At 29.6% G+C, this 24,408-nt stretch carries 22 protein-coding genes and 1 tRNA gene; 2 read left to right on the plus strand and 21 right to left on the minus strand.

What is annotated here, in order from left to right; translation table 11 throughout:
• Positions 1-65: 65 nt before the first annotated feature.
• The 20 genes from PKV21_00110 to pyrR all read right to left on the minus strand — a co-directional run bounded on the left by PKV21_00110 (position 66) and on the right by pyrR (position 19,084).
• Positions 66-278 carry a hypothetical protein gene (locus PKV21_00110; protein HOM25898.1) on the minus strand — a complete coding sequence of 71 codons (213 nt, stop codon included), beginning with the start codon at positions 276-278 and terminating at the stop codon, positions 66-68.
• A complete protein-coding gene (locus tag PKV21_00115) occupies positions 275-3,352 on the minus strand; it encodes an efflux RND transporter permease subunit (protein HOM25899.1) in 3,078 nt (1,025 codons plus the stop codon). The genes PKV21_00110 and PKV21_00115 overlap by 4 nt, the downstream gene beginning before the upstream one ends.
• Positions 3,349-4,461 (minus strand): efflux RND transporter periplasmic adaptor subunit, encoded by a 1,113-nt coding sequence (locus tag PKV21_00120; GenBank protein HOM25900.1) that lies wholly within the window; start codon positions 4,459-4,461, stop codon positions 3,349-3,351. Before PKV21_00120 ends, PKV21_00115 begins: the two co-directional genes overlap by 4 nt.
• An 8-nt stretch (positions 4,462-4,469) precedes the next feature.
• Positions 4,470-5,747 carry a TolC family protein gene (locus PKV21_00125; protein HOM25901.1) on the minus strand — a complete coding sequence of 426 codons (1,278 nt, stop codon included), beginning with the start codon at positions 5,745-5,747 and terminating at the stop codon, positions 4,470-4,472.
• A gap of 2 nt (positions 5,748-5,749) precedes the next feature.
• On the minus strand, positions 5,750-6,322 hold the full coding sequence (locus tag PKV21_00130; protein ID HOM25902.1) for a TetR/AcrR family transcriptional regulator: 573 nt from the start codon (positions 6,320-6,322) through the stop codon (positions 5,750-5,752).
• Between the two features lie 335 nt (positions 6,323-6,657).
• Positions 6,658-7,587: a ribose-phosphate pyrophosphokinase gene (locus PKV21_00135; GenBank protein HOM25903.1), complete on the minus strand. Its 930-nt coding sequence runs from the start codon at positions 7,585-7,587 to the stop codon at positions 6,658-6,660.
• 1 nt (position 7,588) lies between these two features.
• The gene (locus PKV21_00140) at positions 7,589-8,338 is read right to left on the minus strand and encodes a sugar phosphate nucleotidyltransferase (GenBank protein ID HOM25904.1); all 750 of its coding nucleotides are present in this window, start codon (positions 8,336-8,338) and stop codon (positions 7,589-7,591) included.
• Positions 8,339-8,349: 11 nt separating this feature from the next.
• Positions 8,350-8,420, minus strand: a tRNA-Gln gene (locus PKV21_00145).
• Between the two features lie 46 nt (positions 8,421-8,466).
• On the minus strand, positions 8,467-8,856 hold the full coding sequence (locus tag PKV21_00150; GenBank protein HOM25905.1) for a SpoVG family protein: 390 nt from the start codon (positions 8,854-8,856) through the stop codon (positions 8,467-8,469).
• The gene (gene ispE / locus PKV21_00155) at positions 8,843-9,718 is read right to left on the minus strand and encodes a 4-(cytidine 5'-diphospho)-2-C-methyl-D-erythritol kinase (protein ID HOM25906.1); all 876 of its coding nucleotides are present in this window, start codon (positions 9,716-9,718) and stop codon (positions 8,843-8,845) included. Before ispE ends, PKV21_00150 begins: the two co-directional genes overlap by 14 nt.
• A complete protein-coding gene (locus PKV21_00160) occupies positions 9,687-10,259 on the minus strand; it encodes a nucleotide exchange factor GrpE (protein HOM25907.1) in 573 nt (190 codons plus the stop codon). Before PKV21_00160 ends, ispE begins: the two co-directional genes overlap by 32 nt.
• On the minus strand, positions 10,256-10,798 hold the full coding sequence (gene lepB / locus PKV21_00165) for a signal peptidase I (protein HOM25908.1): 543 nt from the start codon (positions 10,796-10,798) through the stop codon (positions 10,256-10,258). Before lepB ends, PKV21_00160 begins: the two co-directional genes overlap by 4 nt.
• Positions 10,799-10,845: 47 nt before the next feature.
• Positions 10,846-11,919 carry a glycosyltransferase gene (locus tag PKV21_00170; GenBank protein ID HOM25909.1) on the minus strand — a complete coding sequence of 358 codons (1,074 nt, stop codon included), beginning with the start codon at positions 11,917-11,919 and terminating at the stop codon, positions 10,846-10,848.
• Positions 11,909-12,520, minus strand: coding sequence for a tRNA (adenosine(37)-N6)-threonylcarbamoyltransferase complex dimerization subunit type 1 TsaB (gene tsaB / locus PKV21_00175; GenBank protein ID HOM25910.1), 612 nt, complete (start codon positions 12,518-12,520; stop codon positions 11,909-11,911). Before tsaB ends, PKV21_00170 begins: the two co-directional genes overlap by 11 nt.
• Before the next feature lie 9 nt (positions 12,521-12,529).
• The gene (locus PKV21_00180; GenBank protein HOM25911.1) at positions 12,530-13,588 is read right to left on the minus strand and encodes a uroporphyrinogen decarboxylase family protein; all 1,059 of its coding nucleotides are present in this window, start codon (positions 13,586-13,588) and stop codon (positions 12,530-12,532) included.
• The gene (locus tag PKV21_00185; GenBank protein ID HOM25912.1) at positions 13,575-14,423 is read right to left on the minus strand and encodes a sugar phosphate isomerase/epimerase family protein; all 849 of its coding nucleotides are present in this window, start codon (positions 14,421-14,423) and stop codon (positions 13,575-13,577) included. Before PKV21_00185 ends, PKV21_00180 begins: the two co-directional genes overlap by 14 nt.
• A 41-nt stretch (positions 14,424-14,464) precedes the next feature.
• A complete protein-coding gene (locus PKV21_00190) occupies positions 14,465-15,745 on the minus strand; it encodes an SLC13 family permease (GenBank protein HOM25913.1) in 1,281 nt (426 codons plus the stop codon).
• Complete coding sequence (locus PKV21_00195) at positions 15,745-17,652, minus strand: ATP-dependent helicase (protein HOM25914.1); 1,908 nt, start codon at positions 17,650-17,652, stop codon at positions 15,745-15,747. Before PKV21_00195 ends, PKV21_00190 begins: the two co-directional genes overlap by 1 nt.
• The gene (locus PKV21_00200) at positions 17,649-18,572 is read right to left on the minus strand and encodes an aspartate carbamoyltransferase catalytic subunit (protein HOM25915.1); all 924 of its coding nucleotides are present in this window, start codon (positions 18,570-18,572) and stop codon (positions 17,649-17,651) included. Before PKV21_00200 ends, PKV21_00195 begins: the two co-directional genes overlap by 4 nt.
• Positions 18,545-19,084: a bifunctional pyr operon transcriptional regulator/uracil phosphoribosyltransferase PyrR gene (gene pyrR, locus PKV21_00205; protein ID HOM25916.1), complete on the minus strand. Its 540-nt coding sequence runs from the start codon at positions 19,082-19,084 to the stop codon at positions 18,545-18,547. The genes PKV21_00200 and pyrR overlap by 28 nt, the downstream gene beginning before the upstream one ends.
• Before the next feature lie 92 nt (positions 19,085-19,176).
• Between pyrR and PKV21_00210 the strand changes: the two genes are divergently transcribed.
• On the plus strand, positions 19,177-21,276 hold the full coding sequence (locus PKV21_00210; protein HOM25917.1) for a beta-galactosidase: 2,100 nt from the start codon (positions 19,177-19,179) through the stop codon (positions 21,274-21,276).
• Positions 21,277-21,283: 7 nt separating this feature from the next.
• Here PKV21_00210 and cysS read toward each other — a convergent pair whose 3' ends face one another.
• A complete protein-coding gene (gene cysS, locus PKV21_00215) occupies positions 21,284-22,681 on the minus strand; it encodes a cysteine--tRNA ligase (protein ID HOM25918.1) in 1,398 nt (465 codons plus the stop codon).
• Positions 22,682-22,783: 102 nt separating this feature from the next.
• Here cysS and serA point away from each other — a divergent pair, with 102 nt between their 5' ends.
• Positions 22,784-24,358: a phosphoglycerate dehydrogenase gene (serA, locus tag PKV21_00220; protein HOM25919.1), complete on the plus strand. Its 1,575-nt coding sequence runs from the start codon at positions 22,784-22,786 to the stop codon at positions 24,356-24,358.
• Positions 24,359-24,408: the final 50 nt, after the last annotated feature.

A 24,408-nucleotide genomic window follows, 5' to 3' on the forward strand; every position in this document is an offset into this window, starting at 1 on the left:
AACCGGAAGAATAAAAACTTTTAAACCTTTCTTTTTATACTTCTCTTTTGCTTCTTTAAATTTTTCTAATAATAAACTTTCCTTTTCATCCTCAACAACTGTGCAAAAAATAAAGTATTCCAGGATGGCCACACATTTGTTCCAAGATGTGGACCTGCTGTTTTCCCAACTCCCTGAACCTTTTCTATCCTTGTATATTCTTCAACTTTACACTCTTTCAGAATATCAAGGATTTCTTCGTGAATTCCTATATTTGAAACAATTAAAAACATCTTCATTTTGACTCCTTATTCATAATTAAATAAATTATAGGAACAAGTAAAAGTGTTATAATCCATGAAACAAGGAAACCACCTATTGCAGGAACTCCAAAGGATTGCCATATCTCTCCACCAGTCCCTCTTCCAAGTGCCATAGGTATCATTCCAAAAATTGTTGTTAAAGAAGTCATCATAATTGGTCTTATTCTATTTCTTGCTCCTTTTGTTATTGCATCAAACAACTGATATCCCCTTGCTCTTAAAATATTTATATAATCAACAAGAACAATTGCGTTATTAACAACAACTCCCATAAGCATTATTATAGCCATAAATGAAGCAATAGAGAAATTTACTCCGGTTATGAGTAAAAATAATATGCTTCCGATAAATGTAAATGGGATTGAGAAGAAAATTATAAAGGGTGTTTTAAATGATTCAAACTGACCCACCATAACCATATAAACAAGAATAACTCCAAGGATAAGTAATAATCTTAAATCAGCAAAACTTTCCCTCTGCTGTTTAACCATACCCCCATAACTAACTGTGATATCTTCTGGTATATTTAATTTTTCTACTTCTTTCTCAATATCTTTCAATACCTCACTCATAGGTCTTTTGAATGTATCACATCTTACCTTTACAATTCTCTGTCTGTTTTTTCTATCTATCTGGACAGGTCCGAGTTCAAAATCTATTTCAGCAACATCCTTTAACTTAATAACTCTTCCAGATGGAGTAAACAAAGGCAATTCTTCTATTTTTTCAATATCATATCTCTGCTTTTCTTCAAGTTGAACAAATACATCAAAATCCTCCCCACCTTCTCTATATTTTGTCGCAGTGTATCCATATATATAACTTCTTACTATTTGAGAAATGGAAGATGTTGAAATACCAAAATTTTTTGCTTTTTCTTTGTCAATCTTTAAATGTATCTCAATTCTGTCTTTTTTGTAAGATGTATCAACATTGACTGCTCCTGGTATTTTTTCAATTCTTTCTTTCAACATTTCAGAATATTTTACAATTTTATTTAGGTCTGAACCTTTAAGTTCTACCTCTATCTGTTTTGCTCCACCCATAAACATTAACTGTAATGGACTTGCAATTGAAACAGAAAATTTTTCTATTCCAGGTATTTCTTTTATTCTTTTTCTTATAATTTCTGCTATTTCCTTATCAGACCTTTTTCTTTCCTCTCTCCATGTAAGTCGTGCAGAAATACTCCCTGCATAAGGTCCTTCATCTCTACCCATTGCTGCTCCTATACCAGAACCAGATTCTCCGCAACTTCCATACCATGCTTTTCTTTCAGGTATTTCCTCTTCATATATCTTCCCTATTTCTCTTACAATCTTATCTGTTTCTTCAATCCTTGTTGACGGATTCATTAAAATTGTTGTTTCTATTCTTGCATTATCTGCTTCAGGAAAAAATTCAACTCCAATAAATTTAAAAAGAAGAAGAGAAGCAAAAAACACAATTATAATTAAAGAAAGAAATAGATTTTTATGTTTCAGACACCATGTAAGTAAATTTGTGTATACATCATCTATTTTTGTTAAGAATTTCTCTCCTATTTTATAAAATTTTGTCTCCTTAGGATGACCTTTAATAATTTTTGAAGAAAGCATAGGAACAAGTAAAAGAGCAACTACAAGGGACATAAAGATTGTTGTAGATATAATATATGCAAGTTGTTTAAATATTATACCTATAAAACCCTTTGTAAAAATTAAAGGAACGAAAACAACTATTGTCGTAATAGTTGAAGCGATAATCGCAGTTCCAACTTCACTTGCTCCAAAAATACTTGCTTCATCTATTTTTTCTCCCTCTTCATAATGTCTTACAATATTTTCAAGAATAACAATTGAATTATCAACAACCATACCTATTACAAGTGCAAGAGACATAAGGGATATAAGGTTTATTGTAAATCCACCGATATAAAGAAACAAAAATGCACATATCAAGGAAAAAGGGATTGAAATTGAAACAATAAAACTTAATTTCAGCCGTCTTAAAAGAAAAACAGTAACAAGAATAACAAGAATTCCTGCAGTTATAACAGTATTTATAAGGTTTTTAATTGACTTTAATATCATTTCAGAGGTGTCAAAAACAGTATTAATTTTAATATCCTTTGGAAGAAACTTTTTTATCTCCTCTATTTTCCTTTTTACATTATTAGAAACAATAACAGTATTTTTTCCTGACTGTTTCTGAACCATCAAGATAACTGTTTCCTCTCCATCTGTATATGCTTTTGATTTTACCTCCTCGTAATAATCATCCACTTTTGCAATATCTCTTAAATATACAGGTCTTCCTTCAATAGTTGTAATTAAAATGTCCTTAATCTCTTCTGGATTAACATATCTTCCTTCAGTTCTCAAGAAATAATTTCTTTTACCCCTTTTTATCTCACCAAGAGGAAAATCAATATTTTCTTCTGCAAGTCGCTGAACTATTAAATTTGGAGGTATTCTATAACCATTTATTTTTTCCCAGTCAAGATAAATATTAATCTGTCTTCTTATTCCACCAAAAACCATAACTGTTCCTACCCCTTCTGCTCTTTTTAACTGGTCTGCTATCTGTTTATCAGCAATATAATATAGATCGCCCCAGAGTGTTTTTGAAGATATAGAAAAAATTAAAACAGGTGTCATTGATGTTGAAAATTTAAATATCATCGGTTCTTCTGCATCAGGTGCATGCTGATAAATATCTTTCTTTGCAAAATCAACTTTATCCCTAACATCATTAACTGCTGTGTCAAGATTTTTACCCCATTTAAATTTACATGTTACAATTCCTACGTTATCTTTTGAAACGGAAATTAATTCATCAAGGTCTTCAACTCCTGTAAGATAATCCTCAAGATATTTAACAACATCATTTTCAACATCTGAAGAACTTGCGCCCGGATAAGGAACAATAACAGAGACCGCAGGAACTTCAATTTCAGGCATAAGGTCAACAGGTATTTTAGGTATTGTTACAAAAGAAACAATTAAAATCGCAAGGAAAATCATTAAAGTTGTATAAGGCCTTTTAACTGAAAACTCTGGTAAGTTCATTTTTTCTCTCCTATTATTTTTATCTTTTTCCCTGTATCAAGAATTCCCTGAGAAGTTGTAATAATAATATCATCTCTGTTCAGCCCTTCTTTAACTTCTATAAGATTTTCTTTTATTTTCCCAACTTTTATATACACTTTTTCAGCAGTATTATCCTTAACCTTAAAACAGTAATAATTACCACTTGCAGGCAATTTCATAACCGCATCAAGAGGAATAGCAAGAACTTTCCTCTCTCCTGTTATAATAATTCCCTTACAGTACATCCCAGGTTTTATAAGATAGTTTTTATTTTCAACAATAACTTCAACATCAACTGTCCTTGTTTTTTCATCTGCAACAGGATATATTTTGGAAACCTTACCATAAAAATCCTTTGTTGGATATGCATCAAGTTTAATTAAAACACTCTGCCCTGTTTTTACCTTTCCAATTTCTTCAGAAGAAACAGGCAATTTAACTTTTACTTTGCTTATATCTACAATGGCAACAATAGGAACAGACCTCATCATAGAACTTTCTGTAATTAACTCTCCTTCATCTATAAATTTTTCAGCAATAAATCCAGTTATTGGAGAATAAATAAATGCTTCATTAAGACGAATTTTTACAAGTTCAAACTGTGTTTTTAATGATTCCAGTTGATGGGAAACAACTTCATAATTTGTTTTTATATCATCAAGTTTTTTTTCTGAAATTACACCCTCTTTATATAATTTTGTAAATCTTTCATAGTCCTTTTTTATATTTTCAAGATTTGCCTCCATTGCTTTTATCTGATTTTCCATATTCTCATAATCAATTTTTCTTTTTTTATAATCAATCTGTACTATAAAATCACCCTTTTTAACAAAATCTCCTTCTTTTACACTCAATTTCTCAATCTGTCCTGAAATTTCAGAATATACAACAACTTTCTGATAAGGTTCAATCTCTCCTATACATTCAACCTCATCTTTTAAAACAATTTCACTGACCTTTTCAACTTCAACCGGTATTTCTGTTTCACTCACAATTTCCACTTTTTTTTCTTTTTTCTTTTTATTAAACTGATTAAAAACTACAAGAATTATAATCAAAACTATTAAAACCCATATAATCTTTTTCATTTTCCCTCCTACTTTAAAATACCACTTGCTTTAAGAAGTTGACTGTAAGATATCTTATACTCATACAGTGAATTATAGTAATTATTTTTTGCATCTGTTAATGCAGTAATCGCGTCAATCACATCAGTATTAGTTGCAAGTCCCTCATTATAAAGAAGATTTGCCACCCTAAAATTTTCTTCTGCAAGTTCTATCTGTTTTTTACTTTCTTCAATTTTATTTTCTGCTAATAGAAAGTTTAAATAAGCATTTTTAACCTCTATTTCTATTGAATTTTTAATTAATTCAAACTGCTTTTTAATTTCCTCTTTCTCAATCTCTGCTTTTCTTATCTTATCCTTTGTCTGACCCCAGTTCCAAATATCATAAGATAGCAAAAAACCTGTATTCCAGTTAGTATCCCATTTTCCAACAGATGTTTGAGAACCCCTTTCAATATTGTAATTAAAGAAAAAATAAATCTGTGGATATAAATTACTTTTCTCAATGTCTATATTTTTTTCATAAATTGAAATTAACTTTTCCATACTCTTTATTTCACTTCTTTCTTTCAAAGACATTTCTTTCCACCACTGATAATCTTTTTTTTCCTCCTTTACTTCAAGAATATCTTCTATTTCAAATTCATGGTCAGGAGATTTTCCCAGAAGAAAATTTAAATTTGCTTTTGCAGTTTTTAAATAATTTTCTATCTCAATTATCCTTGTTTCTGCATTTTTTAAAGCGACTTCTGTCTTTAAAATATCAAGTTTCGTTACAATTCCTTCCTGAAATAATTTTTTTGCATCAGAAAGATGTTTTTCAAGATTTTCTTTATATTTTAACCCTGTTTCAAGATTTTTTTTAATCTTCAGAATATTATAATATGCTTTTTCAACATCAAATATTAAATTGGATAATTCATTTTCAAAATCAATTTTTGTTTTTTCATAATTTTCTTTTGATATTTCATATGTTTTTTCAATTTTCCAGCCAGTAAAAATAGGTTGACTTAATGTAAATTTAAGTGAAAAAATATTGTCTTCTGTAAACTTCATAGGAATTCCATTAAAAACAAAACCTTCATTATCTCCAAGGTGTGTATAATTAAAGGATGTTGAAAATGTTGGGAGTTTATATTTTCCGGCTATTTCTTTTTGATAATATGCACTATCTATTTTATCCTGTGAAATTTTTAACTTTAAATTGTTTTCAATAGCAATTTTTATACATTCATCAAGATTAAACACTTCTTCAGAAAAAGAAATTAAAACAAAAACGAAAAAGAAAATTAAAAATTTTTTCATTTTTATCTCCTGATTCCTTCTATAAATATTTTAAAAATAACCTCTTTCTTTTTTACAAGTGAGTATTTTCTTTCATTTAGTATCCATCTGTGAATATTTCCATGCAATATCCCAATCAATGAGTAAATTATATCTTCTAAATCAAATTTTTTTATTTTATTCTTTTTTATCTGTTCTTCAAATCCCTTCTTCATAAAATTATCCCATCTTTCAAAAAAATCCTTCCAGAATTTTTCAAAACTCTTTTTTCTTATAAATGGTTTTTCCTGAAGTAATATTTTAAAAAAAGCATAATTTTTTTCGTGATAGTCAAGATACATTTCAATCTCTTTTTTTAATCTTTCAAAAAAATCATCAATACCTTCCACCTCTTTTTTAATTTTTAGCATAAGATTTTCAAACTCTTCTTTAATTATTGAAAAAAATAAATCATTTTTATTTTTAAAATAAAGATAAAATGTTCCCTTACCTATTCCTGCCTTCCTTGTTATCTCTTCTATTGTGGTTTTTGAATATCCCTTTTGACTTATCAATTTTTCCGCGACTTTTATAATTAATTTTCTTTTATTTTCCATATGACTGACCAGTCAGTCATAATTCTATATTAAAATTTCTATTCTGTCAAGTAATTTTCAAAAACATTGATATTTCTACAATTATCAAATTTTAAAAAATTAACAGAAAAAGAAAAATCATGTAAAATTTGACAAATATAAAAAGGAATGTAAAATTTTAAAAAAAATTAAAGGGAGGTGAGGAAATTGGCAAAAGCAAAAAAAACAGTAAAGAAAGCAGCAAAAAAAACAGCAAAGAAAAAATGCGCGAGTAAGAAAAAATGAGAAGAAAAAAAAGAAAATTAAGATGGAGAAGTAAAAAAGCACTCCATAGAAAAAAACCTACAATGGGTTAATCAGATAAAAAGTTTACTTACAGTTGTCTCAAGGTGGATGCTTTTAATCGCTTCTCCAAGTAATTCAGAAACAGTAAGAACAGTAAATTTAGAAGGTAAAGAGAGGTGAGGGATTGTATCAGTAATAATAATTTCTTCAAAAATTGAGTTTTTGAATTTTTCAACAGCATCGCCTGCAAGAACTGCATGAGTACAGCATCCATATATAACTTTTGCTCCATTTTTCAACAAAGCAGATGCTGCTTCTATCATTGTGTTTCCTGTGGAAATTAAATCATCTACAATAATTACCTCGCATCCATTAACGTTTCCTATAACATGCATCATTTCAACTTTATCAGGAGATTCTCTTCTTTTATCAACTATTGCGAGATCTCCCGGTAATCTTTTTGCAAATGCTCTTGCCATTTTGACACTTCCAACATCAGGTGAAACTATAACAGGTTTTTTAAATTTTTTTTCTCTGAGATATTTTATAATTACAGGCGCTGCAAAAAGATGGTCTACCGGTATATCAAAAAAACCCTGTATCTGTGGTGCATGAAGGTCCATTGTAAGAATCCTGTTTGCTCCTGCTGTAACAAGAAGATTTGCTACAAGTTTTGCTGTTATTGGAACTCTTGGTTGGTCTTTTCTATCCTGTCTTGCATATCCATAATAAGGGATTACTGCTGTTACCCTTCTTGGAGATGCCCTTCTTAAAGCGTCAAGAGTTATAAGTAATTCCATCAAATTTTCATTAACTGGTGGACAGGTTGATTGAATGATAAAAACATCCTTTCCCCTTATATTTTCTTCAATTTTTACACATATTTCACCATCTTTAAATCTATAAATATTAATAGGGCTAAGTTCTTTATTTAAGTATTTAGCAATTTTTTTTGATAATTCTATATTGGAATTGCCTGAAAATAGCAAACAACTGTCCATTTTATTTCCTCCTTTTTTTCAAATATTCCTCTGCCTTTTTTAAATCAGATAAGGTATTAATTCCAATTGTCTCATCTGGATCTGGTGTTGTATAAGTTGAGATTTTTTTATTTTCCAATCTATAAATTTTTATTATGTCGGTAAGATAATATTCTTTTTTCAAAGAATTCATTTCTATCTTTTTCAAACTTGAAAATAAACTATCTGATTTAAAAACATATACACCTGCATTTATTTCTTTAATCCTTTTTTCTTCATCACTTGCATTTACTTCCTCAACTATCCCTATAACTTCTCTTCTTTCATTTCTTAAAATCCTTCCGTAACCAGTGGGATTATCTACAATAGAAGTTAAAAAGGTACAATAACTATTTTCTTCTCTGTGTATTTTAATAAGAGTATTTATTGTTTTTTCAGAAATAAAAGGTACATCTCCATTAAGAACAATTATATCTCCTTTAAAATTATTCAGTATTTTTTCTGCCTGTAAAACAGCATCACCTGTTCCTTTCAATTCTTTTTGTTCCACATATTCAACATTTTCACCTTCAAGTTCCTTAAAAACTTCTTCTTTTTTAAAACCAATAACTATTATTATTTTTGATGGATTGATTTTTTTTATTGTTTCAAGAAGATACTTAAGCATTGGTTTTCCAAGAAGTTTTGTAACTGTTTTCTGATTTTCTCCACCAAGTCGTTTTCCCATCCCGGCTGCAAGAACTACAAAACATAAATTACCTTTATTTTCCATTTTTTTCTTTCCTGCCCGGCAAGGACTCGAACCTTGATCCTCGGCTCCAAAGGCCGGTGTGTTACCATTACACTACCGGGCAAACCTTCTGAGAAGTTTAAAAATAAATAGTTAATTAATAGAAAAATTTATTGTTCAGGGTAATTCTTTCCTGTCCCTTTTTTAACTTTTTCATACTCTTCAAGAACCTTTTTTTGAATATATTCTCTAAAATCTGTTTTTATTGGATGAGCAAGGTCCCTGTGCTGTTGAGAAGGAGAAAGTCGTTGTTGATTTACTGGATTTAAAGATGCTCCACATGAACCACAAAATTTGTGGCTTATGGGATTTTTAAATCCACATCTTGAACAGGGTCTCTGCATCTTTTTGCTGGGCATAGCAACAAAAAGTCCTCTTTTACCCTCTATAATCCTTATATCTCTTACCACAAAAGAATCATCAAAAGTTATTGAAGCATAAGCTCTTAAACGACTGTTTGGTCTTTCCACAAGAGAAATTCTGGTTTCAGTAATTTCCATCTTTACCTCCTTTTACAAGCATAACACTTTCAACTTCTATTTTTTCCCAATTTTTCAAAAAAATTAAATTTTTAACCTTTCTGACCTCCTCCTTCTCTTTAAATATACTGAATAAAACCCCACCACTTCCACTCAAAAAAAATCTTTTTCCTGTTTTTTTCTCTACCTCATCTCTCACCTCCTTTATCTCATTATTCAATTCAAAACATGGCTTTTCAAGACGATTAAACATATATTTTTCCATTTCACAAATATCGCCTTCTTCTATCTTTTCAATAAGAATTCTAACTTTTTCGCCTGCATATGTCAAATTACCAAATTCTCCAAGTTCATCAAGTTTATTATAAACATCAGATGTTTCTACAGAAAATTCAGGGATTAAAAGTAAATAATAAAATTTGAAATCATTACAAATTTTAAATCTTTCTCCATAATTTTCTATCAAACATCTCTTACCGGAGAGAAACAAAGGAACATCAGAACCAATTTTTTTTGCAATTTCAACCATATTATCTATATTAAATCCGAAATTAAACATTTTGTTTAAATAAATCAACACGTAGGCAGCATCGGAACTCCCACCACCAAGACCTGTTCCAGGAGGAATTTTTTTTTCAATTTTTATGTCTACTTCAAAATTGAATCTTTTTTTCAAGATAGAAATCAATTTTGTAACTGTATTGTCAGGTGGTATTTCCCATTTTGAAACAAAACTTATATTTGTTTTTCCCGATGGATTTAAATATATAAAGTCGTATAAGGAAACTATGTCTATAAGGGAAACTAAAGGATGAAGAGAACCATTCTTCTGCCCAACCTCAAGAAAAAGATTAATTTTTGCCGGTGCCTTTATCTTCAACATTATTCTTACTCTTCCTTTTTGCAACCTTAACCATTGATGGCTTTATAACTCTATCATTATAAAGATATCCACTCTTTTCCTCTTCTACTATTATACCATCTTCAAAATCATCTGTCTCTATAACTCCTGTTGCTTCATGAAAATGGGGATTAAATTTTTCTCCTTTTGCTTGTATTTTCTTCACACCAAGATTTTCAAGAAACTTCTCAAACTCCTTTTTAAGCAGTTCAAGTCCTTTTTTAATAACTTCAACTGAAGGAGTCCTGTCTATCTGTTTTAAAACACTTTCAAAAATTTCATCAAATGGTATGAGTTGTAAAATAAGATTTTCATTTCCATATTTAAGTATATCCCTTTTTTCTCTTTCAATTCTTTTTCTATAATTATCAAATTCTGCCAGAGTACGCAAATACTTATCGTTCAATTCTTCTATTTTTTTATCTGATTTTTCTTTTTCTTTCAAAAGTTCTTTAAATTTTTTAGCGATTTCTCTTAAATTATTTAAATCATCTTCCTTCACATAATATATCTTTTTGTTCATTTTATAAACCCCATTCTCCAAGGTGGCCAGTAAATAAAAAGTGCTTTACCTATAAGATTTTTTCTGGGGACAAAACCCCAATCTCTACTGTCAGAACTATTTATACTGTTATCTCCAAGAACATAATATGAATTTTCAGAAACTTCTATTTCTTTTTCAACTCCATATTCTCCAATACTATAATAATACCTGCAACTTATTTTTGGGTCTTCAATTACTTTGCCATTTATATATATTTTACCCTCTTTTATCATAACTTTTTCTCCTGGAAGTCCAATCAATCTTTTAACAAAATCTCTTTTCGGGTCATGTGGTGGCTTAAAAATAATGACTTCCCCTCTCTTTGGCTCTCTGATTTTAAAAATTATATTATTAGAAAGAAGACGGTCTCCAACTTTCAATGTTGGAACCATAGAAGTAGTTGGGATTTTAAAATTGCCCACAAAGAATGTTCTTATAAATAAAGCAATTATAAATGCCCAAAACAGCGATTTAAACCAGTTAAATGTTTCCTTTTTTAAATCTTTTTTCTTTTTCATTTTTATGTTTTTTGAAGTTTAAATTTTAACATCTTATTTTTTATTTATCAATTTTTCCCTTCTAAATATATAGATGAATATGCTTTAACCATTTCTTCAAAAGAATAATTCTTTTTTATTTTTTCTCTTGCTCTCTGTCCCATTTTTTCTCTTAAATTTTTATCTTCTATCAATTTTATAATGTTTTCAGCCATTTTTTTATAATCACCACTTTTTACAATATATCCATCTTCTCCATTTTCAATAATATAGGGAACATCTCCGACATCAGTAGCAACAGGGGCTATCCCGTATCCCATACTTTCAAGTAAACTGACAGGACATCCCTCCCACAGAGAAGGAAGAACAAAAATATCAAAGATTTTTAGATATTCATAAATGTTTTCAGCATATCCAGTTAAAACAAAATATTCAGAAAGCCCATTCTTCTCTATCTCCCTTATAATTTCATCTTTTAATTCGCCTTCTCCTACAATATAAAACTTAACATTTTTAAATTTCTCTATAACTATCTTACCCGCTTTGATTAAATTAAAATATCCTTTTGCCTTTCTCAAGTTACCAATTGCACCTATAACTATATAATCTTTATTAATCCTTTCTATTCTTACGGGTATTTCAATTCCATTTGGTATAACTTTTATTTTTCTTCTCGGTATTTTCCCTTTTTTTATCAGAACTTCTCTTGCTGAATAAGAATTTGATATGATTAAATCAACATATCTTTCTGTTATTCTTTCTAAAAACCAGTGATACCACTTCCGCCAGGGGTCTGTACTTCTCTGGGAAGAAATTATAAACTTAATACCCGCAATTTTTCCATAAATTCTACCAATGATATTTCCAACAAAAAGAAAAGATTGAAGGACATCCAATTTTTCTTTTTTTAAATAAATTAAAAGAGTTAGAAAGGAAATTGGATTTCTTTTTAAGTCAAAAACATAAACTTTAAAATTTTCATCCCTTAACTTTTTAGTAAATTTCCCCTCTCCCTTTATACAGAAAAAAACAATTTCAAAAATATTTTTATCAAGATATTTTGCAATCGTTAATATCATTTTTTCTGTTCCACCAATTTCAGAACTACCAATTAAATAACCAATTTTGACTTTATTTCCCATATATCGGTTCCGGTAAAAGAGATGGAATATTCCTTTTTATTTTTTGATAGGCAACCATACCATTCAATGACGCTCTTGGATACCACAAATAATCAATTGTTTTTATTTTTTCAATATTTTTAAATTCTTTTAAGTTTATAACTCCCGGACCGATTAAAAAACAATCTTCCCTTTCAATCTTTAAAAGTAGATTTTTTAAGGTAATTTTTTTTATTTTGAATGAGTTTTTATAATTAAATCTTCCATTAAATTCTGAGTAAAAAAACATATCCCTTGAAGAATAAACTATACCTATAAATTTCTCCTTTATATCTTTAACTGAATAAAAAATTGAGTCAAACACATTTACAACATATATTTTACTTTTATCTGCAAGAACAAGTCCCTTTGCAAAACTGATACCAATACGAATACCTGTCCATGAACCAGGTCCTGCAGAGACAACAACATAATCAAAATCTTCATAAATAATATTAAGTTTTTCAATAATCTCACCAGCAATATCTGAACTTTCAAACAAAATTTCTTTTTTTAAATTATTATATTCAAGAAGTGCTATACTGCCAAAATTTGTAGTTGTTTCAATGGAAAGAATTTTCATTTTAAATTTTTAATAGCCTTTCCTACATTCCTCTACAAATGCTTCAATGTTTTCAATAGGAACATCCGGTTCAAGAACATGAGTTGGAGATAAAATTAAAGCACCATCATAACCAATTTTTTCTTTTCTATCTCTTACAACTCTTTTAACCTCATCAGGTGTTCCAAAAGGCATTGTTGACTGAGTTCCAATGGTGCCATCAAAAACAATATATTTACCAAATTCTCTTTTAATTTTATAAATATCCATACATTCCGGTTGCAGCGGATTTAAAATTGTTACGCCTATATCAATCAATTCTCCTATTATCTCTTCAATATTTCCATCACTATGATACCAGATTTGAATATCTGGTTTTATACTTTTTGCCTTTTCATAAACCTTTTTCCACCTTGATTTTATAAATTTCCTCCACATCTCTTTTGAAAACATAAGATTTTTTTGATTTGCAACATCATCTCCTGTGGTTATCATGTCAACTCCTGCCTCTGCTGCAAACTGGGCTATTTTAATATTTCTATCTGTAAACCTGTCAAGTATATATTCACACCATGATGGGTTTTCTATCATATCTACTAAAAATTCTTCATATCCCCGAATTTGCCATGAATTTTCATACATATGACCAACCCAGCATACTGTAACTTTCCCTTCCTTATGTGCTTTTTCAACTTTTTCTATCATACCTATTGGATTTAATTTTTCACTTTCTGGAAAAGGGAATTCTTCAATATCCTTTAATGACTTTGCATTTCTTAATGGACTTATATAGCCGGTAAAGTGATAATATTTTGCAGGAATTTCAAGGACACCAAGTGAATTTATAAAGGAACCTTCGGGTTTATCAATATCCACATAATATTTTGAAAAATCAACTTCTCTTTTCTCTTCCTCTGGCTGGATACTTATAGGACTGAAAAAACCAAAAAAATCAGAAATTTTTCCCTCATCTATATTAAATTTTTCAATTATCCTTTTTTTTAAATCAGGTGTAAAACCTGCATGATATAGAAATGTATTATGGGGTCTGTGATTTACTGTCATTTTAAATATTTCAAATTGAGTCATTTTTTTCTCCTTTAAGTTTTTCAATTATCCTTTTTATATATCTAATATCCATCTTTGTCTGGTCAATCAAATCATCAATTTTAAGTTCTGAATATTCACTATGTATTGAAATAGGACCTGAAAATTTAATTTCAAATAATATATTTAAAACTTTTTCCCAGTCAACATATCCCTCACCCAGAGGAACAATTCTTATTTGCCAATTTTTCTTACCATCCACAAAAACTCTTTCCCTTTTTAAATCCTTGATAGCAACAGCACTTATATATTCTTTAACTATATCCACAGCCATATCTATTGGTTCTCCAACAATAGATAAATGCCCCGGGTCTAAAAAAACACCAACAAATTCCTCTGGAAATCCTTTTATTAAATTCATAACACTTGAACTATTCAAACTCATTGTTGAACCAGAATGATTATGTAAAAGAAACTTCACATCATATTTTTCCGCAATCTTTATAAATTTTTCTATTTTTTTCCTTATTTTTTCTACTGTTTTCCAGTAACCATCTTTCTCCATAAACCAGTATCCTATTTTTATAAGTTTTATTCCTGAAAACCCACAGGCAGAAAAAACTTTCTCCACAACCGGATTTTCAGGGTCATTAAAATTTGTTGGAGTTGTTATCATAGAAATTGTAAGTCCTTCTTCTTCAAATTTCTTTACAGTAAGCGGCAGTTGGTTTTCTATATTTTCAGGATTAACTGGATACTCTGGTCTGACACATAAATCTGCTCCATAAACACCCATTTCTTTTATTTTTTCAATAAGTTTATCAATATCCAGTTCCTTAAAGTGTTTTGTAAAAACAATTAAATTTTTATCTTCCATGTTCTTTATTTTATAATTCATGTATTTACTGGTCAATTATCTTATTTATAAATCAGCCATAAAAGTAAACTCACTCCTAAAACTGAAACTATACTGAAAGGAAGTCCAATTTTGACAAAATCACTAAATTTAACCTTATATCCATTTTTTCTTAAAATCCCGACACTCACAATATTACAACTTGCTCCAATTGGTGTTATATTTCCACCAACACATGTTCCTATTAGAAGACCGAAAAGAAAAACATAAGGATTGGCATTCAATCTTTCACATAAAATTTTTATTCCTGAAATCATAGCCATTGTGTAAGGAATATTATCAACAAAAGCAGAAATAAAAACACTTATCCAGACAATCATTAAATAAATAATAAATTCATTTTTGCCTGTTTTTAAAAGAAAATTCGCAATATCTTCAACAATTCCAACTTTCTTTAAAGAACCAACAAGTATAAATATTCCAATAAGTAAAAAGAAACTCTCCCAGTCAATTTCTTTTAAGTCAACCTTTTCTGCTTTTTTTATAAATAACCATAAAAAACCTATAAAACCGTAGGCAAGGCAGATAATAGCAGGGAAATAGGAAAAATGTTCTTGAAAAAAAGAAGTTATTGCAAGAGAAAAAATAAGTAAAATCAGTAAAAATGTTGGAAAAAAAGAATTTATTTTATGTTTTTCTTCAAAGTCCTTATGTATTTCCTTTTCTTTTTTGAAAAAAAGATAAAGAATAAATAAACCCAAAATCGCTCCGAATTCAACAAAGAAAAATATTCCGGGCTTTCCGGAAATTGCTCCGATTTTATGAGATGGCATATAGAAAAAATCATTAAAGTTTAAACCAGATTCCATTGCAAGGATTATACTGGGACTATCTCCAACCATAGTAGCACAACCCTGTAAATTTGAACTTACTGCCATTCCTACAAAAAGAGGCACTGGATTTATTTTATATTTCTTTGTAAATTCAAGAGCAATTGGAGCCATAATCATAACGGTAGCAATATTTTCAACAAAAGCAGAAATTAAACCGGTAATTAAACATATCAGCAAAAAAATAATACCTGTTGGATACTGTTTTTCAACAATGCTATCAACTATATGAGAGGGAACTCCTGAATATGCAAAAAGATATGAAAGAATACTTGTACCAAGAAAAATACCAAGAACATTATAATTTATGAACTTAAAAATTTCAGAAAATACAATTATCCTTAATATCAAAAGCAGGAGAACAGCACCAAAAACAAAATAAAATCCTTTTTCTCTTTTCAAAACAATTCCTGTATAGGCAATCAAAAAAATCAAAAGTGTTGTAAGTTTCATCAAGATAAATCCCATTCTTCGTATAAATCAGGGGAAACTTCTTCAATAAATATGGATTTTTTTACTGGCATATATCTATAAAAATCATAAGAATAATAAGTTATATACAGGTCTTCTTTTGCTCTTGTTATTCCCACATAAAAAATCCTCCTTTCTTCTTCAAGAGCCACCGGGTCTTTTTTAGAATAAGGATGTGGGAAATGATTATCACAAACACCAATTATAAAAACAATTTTCCATTCAAGTCCTTTTGCCTGATGTATAGTTGAAAGAACAACCGCATTTTTTATATTTGGACTTTCTCCTTTTGAATATTCCTGTAAAGACGCTTCTGATAAAAAATCAGAAATGTTTGAGTAAAAAGATGCAATCTCTTTCAAACTTTTTATATCTTCCAACCTTTCTACATCATCTTTATATTTTTTGATTAAATATCTTGTATATCCTGAATTCAAAATAAGTTCAATCCCTTCTGCAATTGATTGTTTTTTTAAATCTTCAATAATTTTAATCTGCTTTTCTAAACTATTTTTACCCTTTTTTATCAATTTTACTTCATCTATTTTATTTTTAAAATCTTCCAGATTTTCTGATTTAAGAATCAAATTTATTATTCTTTCTACTCCTTTTTCTCCTATTCCTTCACTTATGTTCAATATTCTCCTCCATGAAAGAATATCTTTAAAATTTTCTTCAACTCTAAAATAAGCAACAATATCCTTAATATGCGCCTGCTCAAAGAACCTTAAACCACCTCTTATTATATATGGAATTTTTAATTTTGTAAGTTCAATTTCAAGTTCTGCTGCCTGATACCTTGAACGGAATAAAACTCCTATTTCATTTGGTTCTATCCTAAGTTCTATTAACTTATTTATTCTCTGAGATATAAAAATTGCTTCTTCTTTCATATTTCTACATTTAACAACAACAGGTTTTACTCCATTCTTTCTTATACTTACAAGATTTTTGGGAAACTGAATTTTATTATGGGATATTACATTATTTGCAAAATTCAAGATTTCTGGAATACTTCTGTAGTTTATGTCAAGATAAAAGATTTTTGTTCCTGGATATATTTTTGGAAATTCTATTATATTTTCAATTGTAGCACCTCTGAATGAATATATACTTTGTGCATCATCGCCAACAACCATAATATTTTTATGTTTCATTGAAAGCAAATAAAGAATTTTTGCTTGAAGTTTATTAGTATCATGATATTCATCAACAAGTATATACTCAAAACGTGAAGAAATTTTCTCTCCAGTAATCTCATTCCTCATAAGTTTCAACCAGTAAACAAGTAAATCATCATAATCAAGTTGATTTAAATTTTTTTTGGCTTTCTGATACTCTTTATAAACCTTTTCTACCTCTGAAATTAAGAAAGCATATTCAGGAAAAAAATTTATTATTGTTTCTTTTAAACTTTCACATGTATTGATTGACAAACTTATAAATTCTTTTATTTTTGAAGGATGAGGGAATTGGTCTTTTTTACCTGTTTTTTCTATTATTTCTTTAATAATTGAAACTGAGTCCTCTTCATCAAGTATTGTAAAATTTGGATTTATATTTATTTCTTTCCCGTATATTTTCAAAAGTAAATTTGCAACATGATGAAAAGTCCCTCCTAAAAGACCCTTTGGATAAATCGTCAAAATTTTTTCAACTCTTTCAAGCATTTCTTTCGCTACTTTATTTGTAAAAGTTAAAAGTAGAATTTTTGATGGAGGAACCCCTTTTTCTATAAGATAACACACTCTGTAAACCAGAACTCTTGTTTTTCCACTTCCTGCTCCAGCAAGAACAAGACATGGACCTTCTGCATTTTTCACTATCTCAAATTGTTTCTCATTCAGTTTTTCTTCATATGAAATTTTGGGATAAACATTAATACTCATACTTTTCTTCCAATTGTAAGATATAAAACAGCCATTCTAACAGCAATTCCATTTGTCACCTGTTCAAGAATTAGAGATTTTTCTTTTTCTGCAATCTCTGATTTTATTTCTATACCCCTGTTCATTGGACCTGGATGCATTATAAATGTCCTTTTCTTCATTTTTTCATATTTTTCAATATCCAGTCCATAAAGAAAACTGTATTCTTTTAAAGATGGAAGGAAATTTTCTTTCTGTCTTTCTCTTTGAAGTCGTAAAAGATAAACAATATCTGCATCTTCTATTGCCTTTTCAAGATGATAGGTAACTTTTATACCTATGTTTTCAATATCTTTTGGTATTAAAGGAGGTGGTCCACAAACACAAACTTCTGCTCCAAGTTTTTTAAATCCCCAAATATTCGACCTTGCAACTCTACTATGTAAAATATCTCCAATAATAGAAATTTTAATGCCTTTGATTTTACCGAATTTTTCTTTAACAGTAAATAAGTCAAGAAGTGCTTGAGTTGGATGTTCATGACACCCATCTCCTGCGTTTATTACAGAAGCAGAAACATTTTTACTTATAATCTCAGGTGCACCTGAAACAGAATGCCTTACAATAAAGCAATCAACTTTCATTGCTTCTATATTTTTTGCAGTATCAACAATTGTCTCACCTTTTGAAACAGAAGATGAACTTACATCAAAACTTAAAACATCAGCACTTAATCTTTTTGCAGCAAGTTCAAAAGAAGTTCTTGTCCTTGTACTTGGCTCAAAGAAAAGATTAACAACAGTTTTACCTCTTAAAGCAGGAACTTTTTTAACAGAACGGGTACTTACATCTTTAAATGAGTCAGCAACTTCAAGAATAATTTCTATTTCTTCTTTACTTAAATTTTCAAGCCCTATAAGGTCTTTCCTTTTCCATTCCATTTTTTTACTATGACAACCTCATCTTTTTTATCTATTTCTTTTAATCTTACCTCAACCATTTCATCTTCTCCAATATCAACTTTCTTACCGAAATAATCAGGACATACAGGTAATTCTCTATGCCCTCTATCAACAAGAACAAAAAGTTTAACAAATTTAGGTCTTCCAAGGTCAATTAAAGCATCAAGTGCTGCCCTTACAGTCCTTCCTGTGTACAAAACATCATCAACCAAAATAACTTTTTTATCGTCTATATCAAATAGAATTTCAGTTGTACCAACTACTGGATGAGCACCTATTTTACTGAAATCATCTCTATAAAATGTTATATCAAGGTATCCAACAGGTATTTCTTTTTTTAAAATTTCTTTAATTCTGTCTGCAATTATTGCACCCCTTCTCTTTATTCCTATAATTACAAGGTTATCTAAACCAATCTCTTTTTCAATTATCTCTGCCATTTGTTTCAAAATTTCCAATATTTCCTCTCTGTCCATAATTTTCTTTTCCATACTTTTATATTACCACAAAAAATTTAAGAGGAAAACTTGAAAATGTGTTATAATAAAAGCAAAATTTTGAAAATTTAAAAGGAGAAGAAAAAATGTTCATAGGAGTTCAGTATTATAGACCGCCTTTTCCTGAAAAAAAGTTCTGGGATGAGGACCTTAAAAAAATAAAAGAAACAGGGATAGATGTGATTCAATTATGGGCATGCTGGGGATGGATTGAAAATTCTCCCGGAAATTTTAATTTTGAAGATTATGATTACTTGATTGAAAGGGCAATAAAGTTAAATCTAAAAGTTGTTATAAGCACAATTGCGGAAATTCAACCTTTCTGGATTGAAAGAGAAGTTCCTGATGGAATTATGGTAGACCATCTTGGAAGAAAAGTAAAATCTATAACAAGAAAAGAGTGTATTGTAGGATTAACTCCAGGTGGATGTACAGACCACCCGAAAATAAGAGATTATATGATAGGTTTTTTAAAAGAAATAGGTAAAAGATACGGGAAAATTGATGAAGTTATTGGATGGGATTGCTGGAATGAAACAAGATGGAATGTTCATTCTACAGGATATGTTTGCTATTGTCCAGAAACAATTAAAAAATTTAGAGATTATTTAAAGATTAAGTATAAAAGTATTGAAGGACTGAATGAAGCATGGAAACGAAGATATATTTTATGGGACGATGTTTTACCTGGAACTACTTACGGCAAGGGATGTACAGAATTAATTGAATTTTTAAACTTTCTTTCCTATCGTGCATCTGAAATAATGAAATTTCGTGCTCAAAGTTTAAGAGAAGTTGGTGTTAAAGGTATTATAACTGCTCACTGTGCCGCTCCTTCAATTCTTTCAACTGGCTGGGAATGGGAACAACCTTTATGTAGAGGGAATGACTGGGATTTTTTACAATATCTGGATGGCTATGGATGTTCTCATTTTCCTTTCTGGGGTAAATTTGATGATAGAATTTTTGGTATAAGGGTTGAATCTGTAAGAAGTGCCAATCAGGGTAAAATTTTATGGGTTAGTGAACTTCAGGGAGGTTCTGCAAGAGATGGACTTTCTGCAAATTTACCTGTTGAGGCAAAAGCACAACAGAGATGGGTATGGAATGCTTTTGGAAGAGGTGCTAAAGGATTGATTTTCTGGTGCTGGAAAGATGAGGTATTTGGTCATGAATCAGGTGGGTTTGGTATAAGTGGAAATGATGGTATGGCAGAAAATAGATTGAAAGAACTTAAAGAAACTTCTATTTTTCTTAAAAAATATGATTTGCTACTAGAAAATTATAAACCAGTTACTCCTTCGGTTGGAATTTTATTTGAACCTTTAAATTACTTCCTTGAATGGTCTTTTGAGGGTAAAGTTGAAAAGTCAGTTGAAAGTTTAACCGGCTATTTAAAAGTTCTTGAAGATTTAAACATTCCTTATGAAGTTGTTGAAAGCAGTCATACAGATATTCTGAAAAATTTAAAATTTTTGATATTACCATTCCCTCTTGTAATTACAGATAAAATCTCAAAAATTATAGAAACTTTTATTGAAAAGGGAGGGATTATTTTAACAGAAGGAGACATGGGTGCTTTTAATGAACTTGCTTTTTACCGATATCCCGGACAGGACAGGGAACTTCCCTATAAACTTGGAATATCCCCTGTTATGGATAGACAGTTAATTGAAAAAGAATATTTTAATTTAAAAATAGACAATAAAATTTTTAAACTTAAATCTTCATTATGGATAAGCCCTTTAAACGAAAAAAACAATAAAGTTCTTGCAAAAGATGAGAAAGGTAGAGTAGTTGCAGTTTTAAGTAATTTTGGCAAAGGAACAATTTATGCTTTCGGAACATTTTTAGGGATTAACTATGGAAAGGATAAGGAATTTGATAAAAACTTTAAAGATTTTATTTTTTATCTTTTTAAAAAACATAATTGCTTACCCCAGATAAAACTTGAAAAACAGAAAGAAGTTATTTATAGATTTGGTAAAAGCGGTGAAAATACACTCCTTTTTGTAATAAATCCAGCAAAAACAAAAAGAATAACTTTCAAAATCCCTGAAGATTTATTAAAAAATACTATTATAGATGTAAGGAAAAATAGAGAAATAAAATTAAGAAAAAAAGAAAATGATGAAATTAATTTAGAACTTCATCATTATTCATGGGACCTTTTTATTTTTAAATGATTATAATTTAAGGTTTTTCAGAAACTTTCCATCTTGTTCCATAAGGTGTATCTTCAAGTATTATTCCTTTCTCTTTCAAAATTCCCCTTATTCTATCTGCTTTTTCAAACTCCTTATTTTTTCTTGCTTTTTCCCTTTCCTTAATTAAATTTAAAATCTCTTCAGGTAATGTCTCCTGTCTTTTTTCAATTATACATAATACCTTATCAATTCCTTCAATAAAATCCTTAACTTCTTTCACATTCTCTTTCCCGAATTCTCCCTTTGAGAAAAAGACATTTACTTTTTTTATAAAGTTGAAGATACTTGATAAACCAGATGAAATATTTAAATCATCAGAAAGTCCTTCAATAAACCCTTTTTTTGCTTTTTCTATTTCTTCCTTTATTTCTGGATTATACTTCTCAGAACCACATATATTTAAACCCTGATAAAACTCATTATAATTTCTGACAGTATTTTCTGCCTGCTTTAATGAACTTTCTGTAAAGTTTAAAGGGTCTCTGTAATGAGTTGAAAGTAAAAGATATCTAATAGCAACTGGATTATAACCTTTATTAAGCAAGTCCCTCAAAGTATAAAAATTCCCTTTTGATTTTGACATCTTTTCACCATTTACAAGTAAATGAGCACAGTGAAGCCAGAAATTTACAAATTTTTTGCCTGTCGCACCTTCACTTTGAGCAATTTCATTTTCGTGATGTGGAAATATGTTATCAACTCCTCCTGTATGAATATCAAATGTCTCTCCAAGATACTTCATGCTCATTGCTGAACATTCTATATGCCAGCCGGGTCTTCCTTTTCCAATTTCTGTTTCCCACCAGACTCCTTCATCTTCCTTTGCTTTTTTCCACAAAACAAAATCCCTCACATCCTCTTTTTCATATTCATCTGTATCTACCCTTGCTCCAATTTTTATTTTAGATAAATCTATTCCTGAAAGTTTTCCATAAGAAGGGAATTTTGAAATGCTGAAATAAACTGAACCATCTTTATAATAAGCATATCCTTTCTCAAGTAATTTCTTTATAAGTTCAACCATTTCTTTAATATGTTCTGTTGCTCTTGGTAGAAAATCTGGTTTTTTTAATCTCAATGTCTCCATATCTTCAAGAAAAATCTTTATGTATCTATCCGTGTATTCTTTTAAACTTATACCTTCTTTTTTTGCTCCTTTAATTGTCTTATCATCAACATCTGTAATATTCATAACTCTTACAACTTTATAATCCATAAATTCAAGATATCTGTGAAGCAGGTCCTCAAAAACATAAGCACGGAAATTACCAATATGGGCAAGGTCATAAACAGTAGGTCCACAGGTATACATTTTCACAAATCTATCACTAATCGGATAAAAATCCTCTTTTTTCTTTGTAAGTGTATTATAGAATTTAATCATTTTTTCTCCTTATTAAGTATTTTATCACATTAATGAGGATATACATAAATTTTGACAAAAACAAAAAATGGGAATAAAATTTAAATTTAAAGGAGTAAATTAATGGAAAAAGTAAAAGTTTTGATAACAGAGCCATTTGAAAAAGAAGGAAAAGATATTCTTGTGAATGAAGGATTTGAGGTTAAAGAAGCAGGGAAAGTATCCTCTGAAGAATTAATAGATATGATAACTCCTTATGATGTATTAATAGTAAGGAGTGGAACAAAAGTAACAAAGGAGGTAATAGAAAAAGGAGAAAAACTTAAAATAATTGGAAGAGCCGGTGTTGGTCTTGATAATATTGATATAGAGGCGGCTACTTTAAATGGTGTAATTGTGATGAATGCTCCTGAAGGAAATACAATTTCAGCCGCTGAACATACAATAGGTCTTATTTTTTCACTTGCAAGAAATATACCGGCTGCAAACCAGACATTAAAAAACGGAAAATGGGAAAAAAAGAAATTTTTAGGAACTGAACTATATGGAAAAACATTGGGGATAATCGGTCTTGGAAGAATAGGTAAAAGAGTTGCAAGTATGGCAAAAGGAATTGGTATGAAAGTTGTCGGATATGACCCGTATGTTAAAGAGGAAGTGATAAGAGATCTTGGTGTTACTATGTTAAATTTTGAAGGGGTACTTAAACAAAGTGATATAATTACATTTCATCTTCCACTTAAAGATGAGACATATCATTTAATAAGTGATAAAGAATTTGAAATTATGAAAGATGGAGTTATGATAGTAAACTGTGCAAGAGGTGGAATTATAGACGAAGAAGCACTTGTAAGGTATCTAAAAAAGGGCAAGATTAAAGGCGCGGCTTTAGATGTATTTGAAAAAGAACCCATTGAAAGTTCTCCTCTTTTTGAATTTGAAAATGTTATAGTAACACCGCACCTCGGAGCCTCTACAAAGGAAGCTCAGGTAAATGTTGCATGCCAACTTGCAACTCAAATAGTTGATGCAATAAAAAAGAAAATTGTTAAAAATGCTGTTAATTTCCCTGTCCTTGACGAAAAAACATATGAAAAATTAAGGGGGTATCTTTCACTTGGAGAAAAAATGGGATTGTTTTTAAGACAGATGATTGATGGAGATTTAAAAAGTGTTGAAATCAAATATTCAGGAGAAATAGCGGATTATGACCTGACTTTACTGAGGGCTAATATACTTGTCGGTCTTTTGAAAGAAGAGAAAAAAGTAAATCCTATAAATGTTTTATTGATAATGAAAGAAAAAGGCATTAAACTTATTGAAAAAAGAGAAAAAACTCCATCTGAATTCACAAATTTAATTACAGTTGAAGTAAAAAATTCAAAAAAAGTTTCTTTATCAGGGACTCTGGTAAGGGATGAAGGAAGAATTGTTAAAATTGATGATTTTTCTGTTGAAGCTGTACCTGAAGGTTTTTTACTTATTTGCTATAACGAGGACAAACCGGGAATTATGGGTCATATAGGTACAATTCTTGGACAAAAAGGTATAAACATTGCTTCAATGACTCTTGGAAGGAAGAAAAAAGGTGGACCTGCAATAACTGTTTTAAATCTTGACCAAGAAGTTGATAGAGAGGTATTATTAAAAATAAAGGAGTTTCCAGCAATAAAATCGGTCAGACTGGTAAGGATATAAAAAAAATGGAACTAAAAATTAAAATAGATAAAAAACATAGTAACAAATTT

This window comes from bacterium (genome assembly GCA_035371905.1).
In the GTDB taxonomy this organism is placed as follows: Bacteria; Ratteibacteria; UBA8468; order B48-G9; family JAFGKM01; genus JAMWDI01.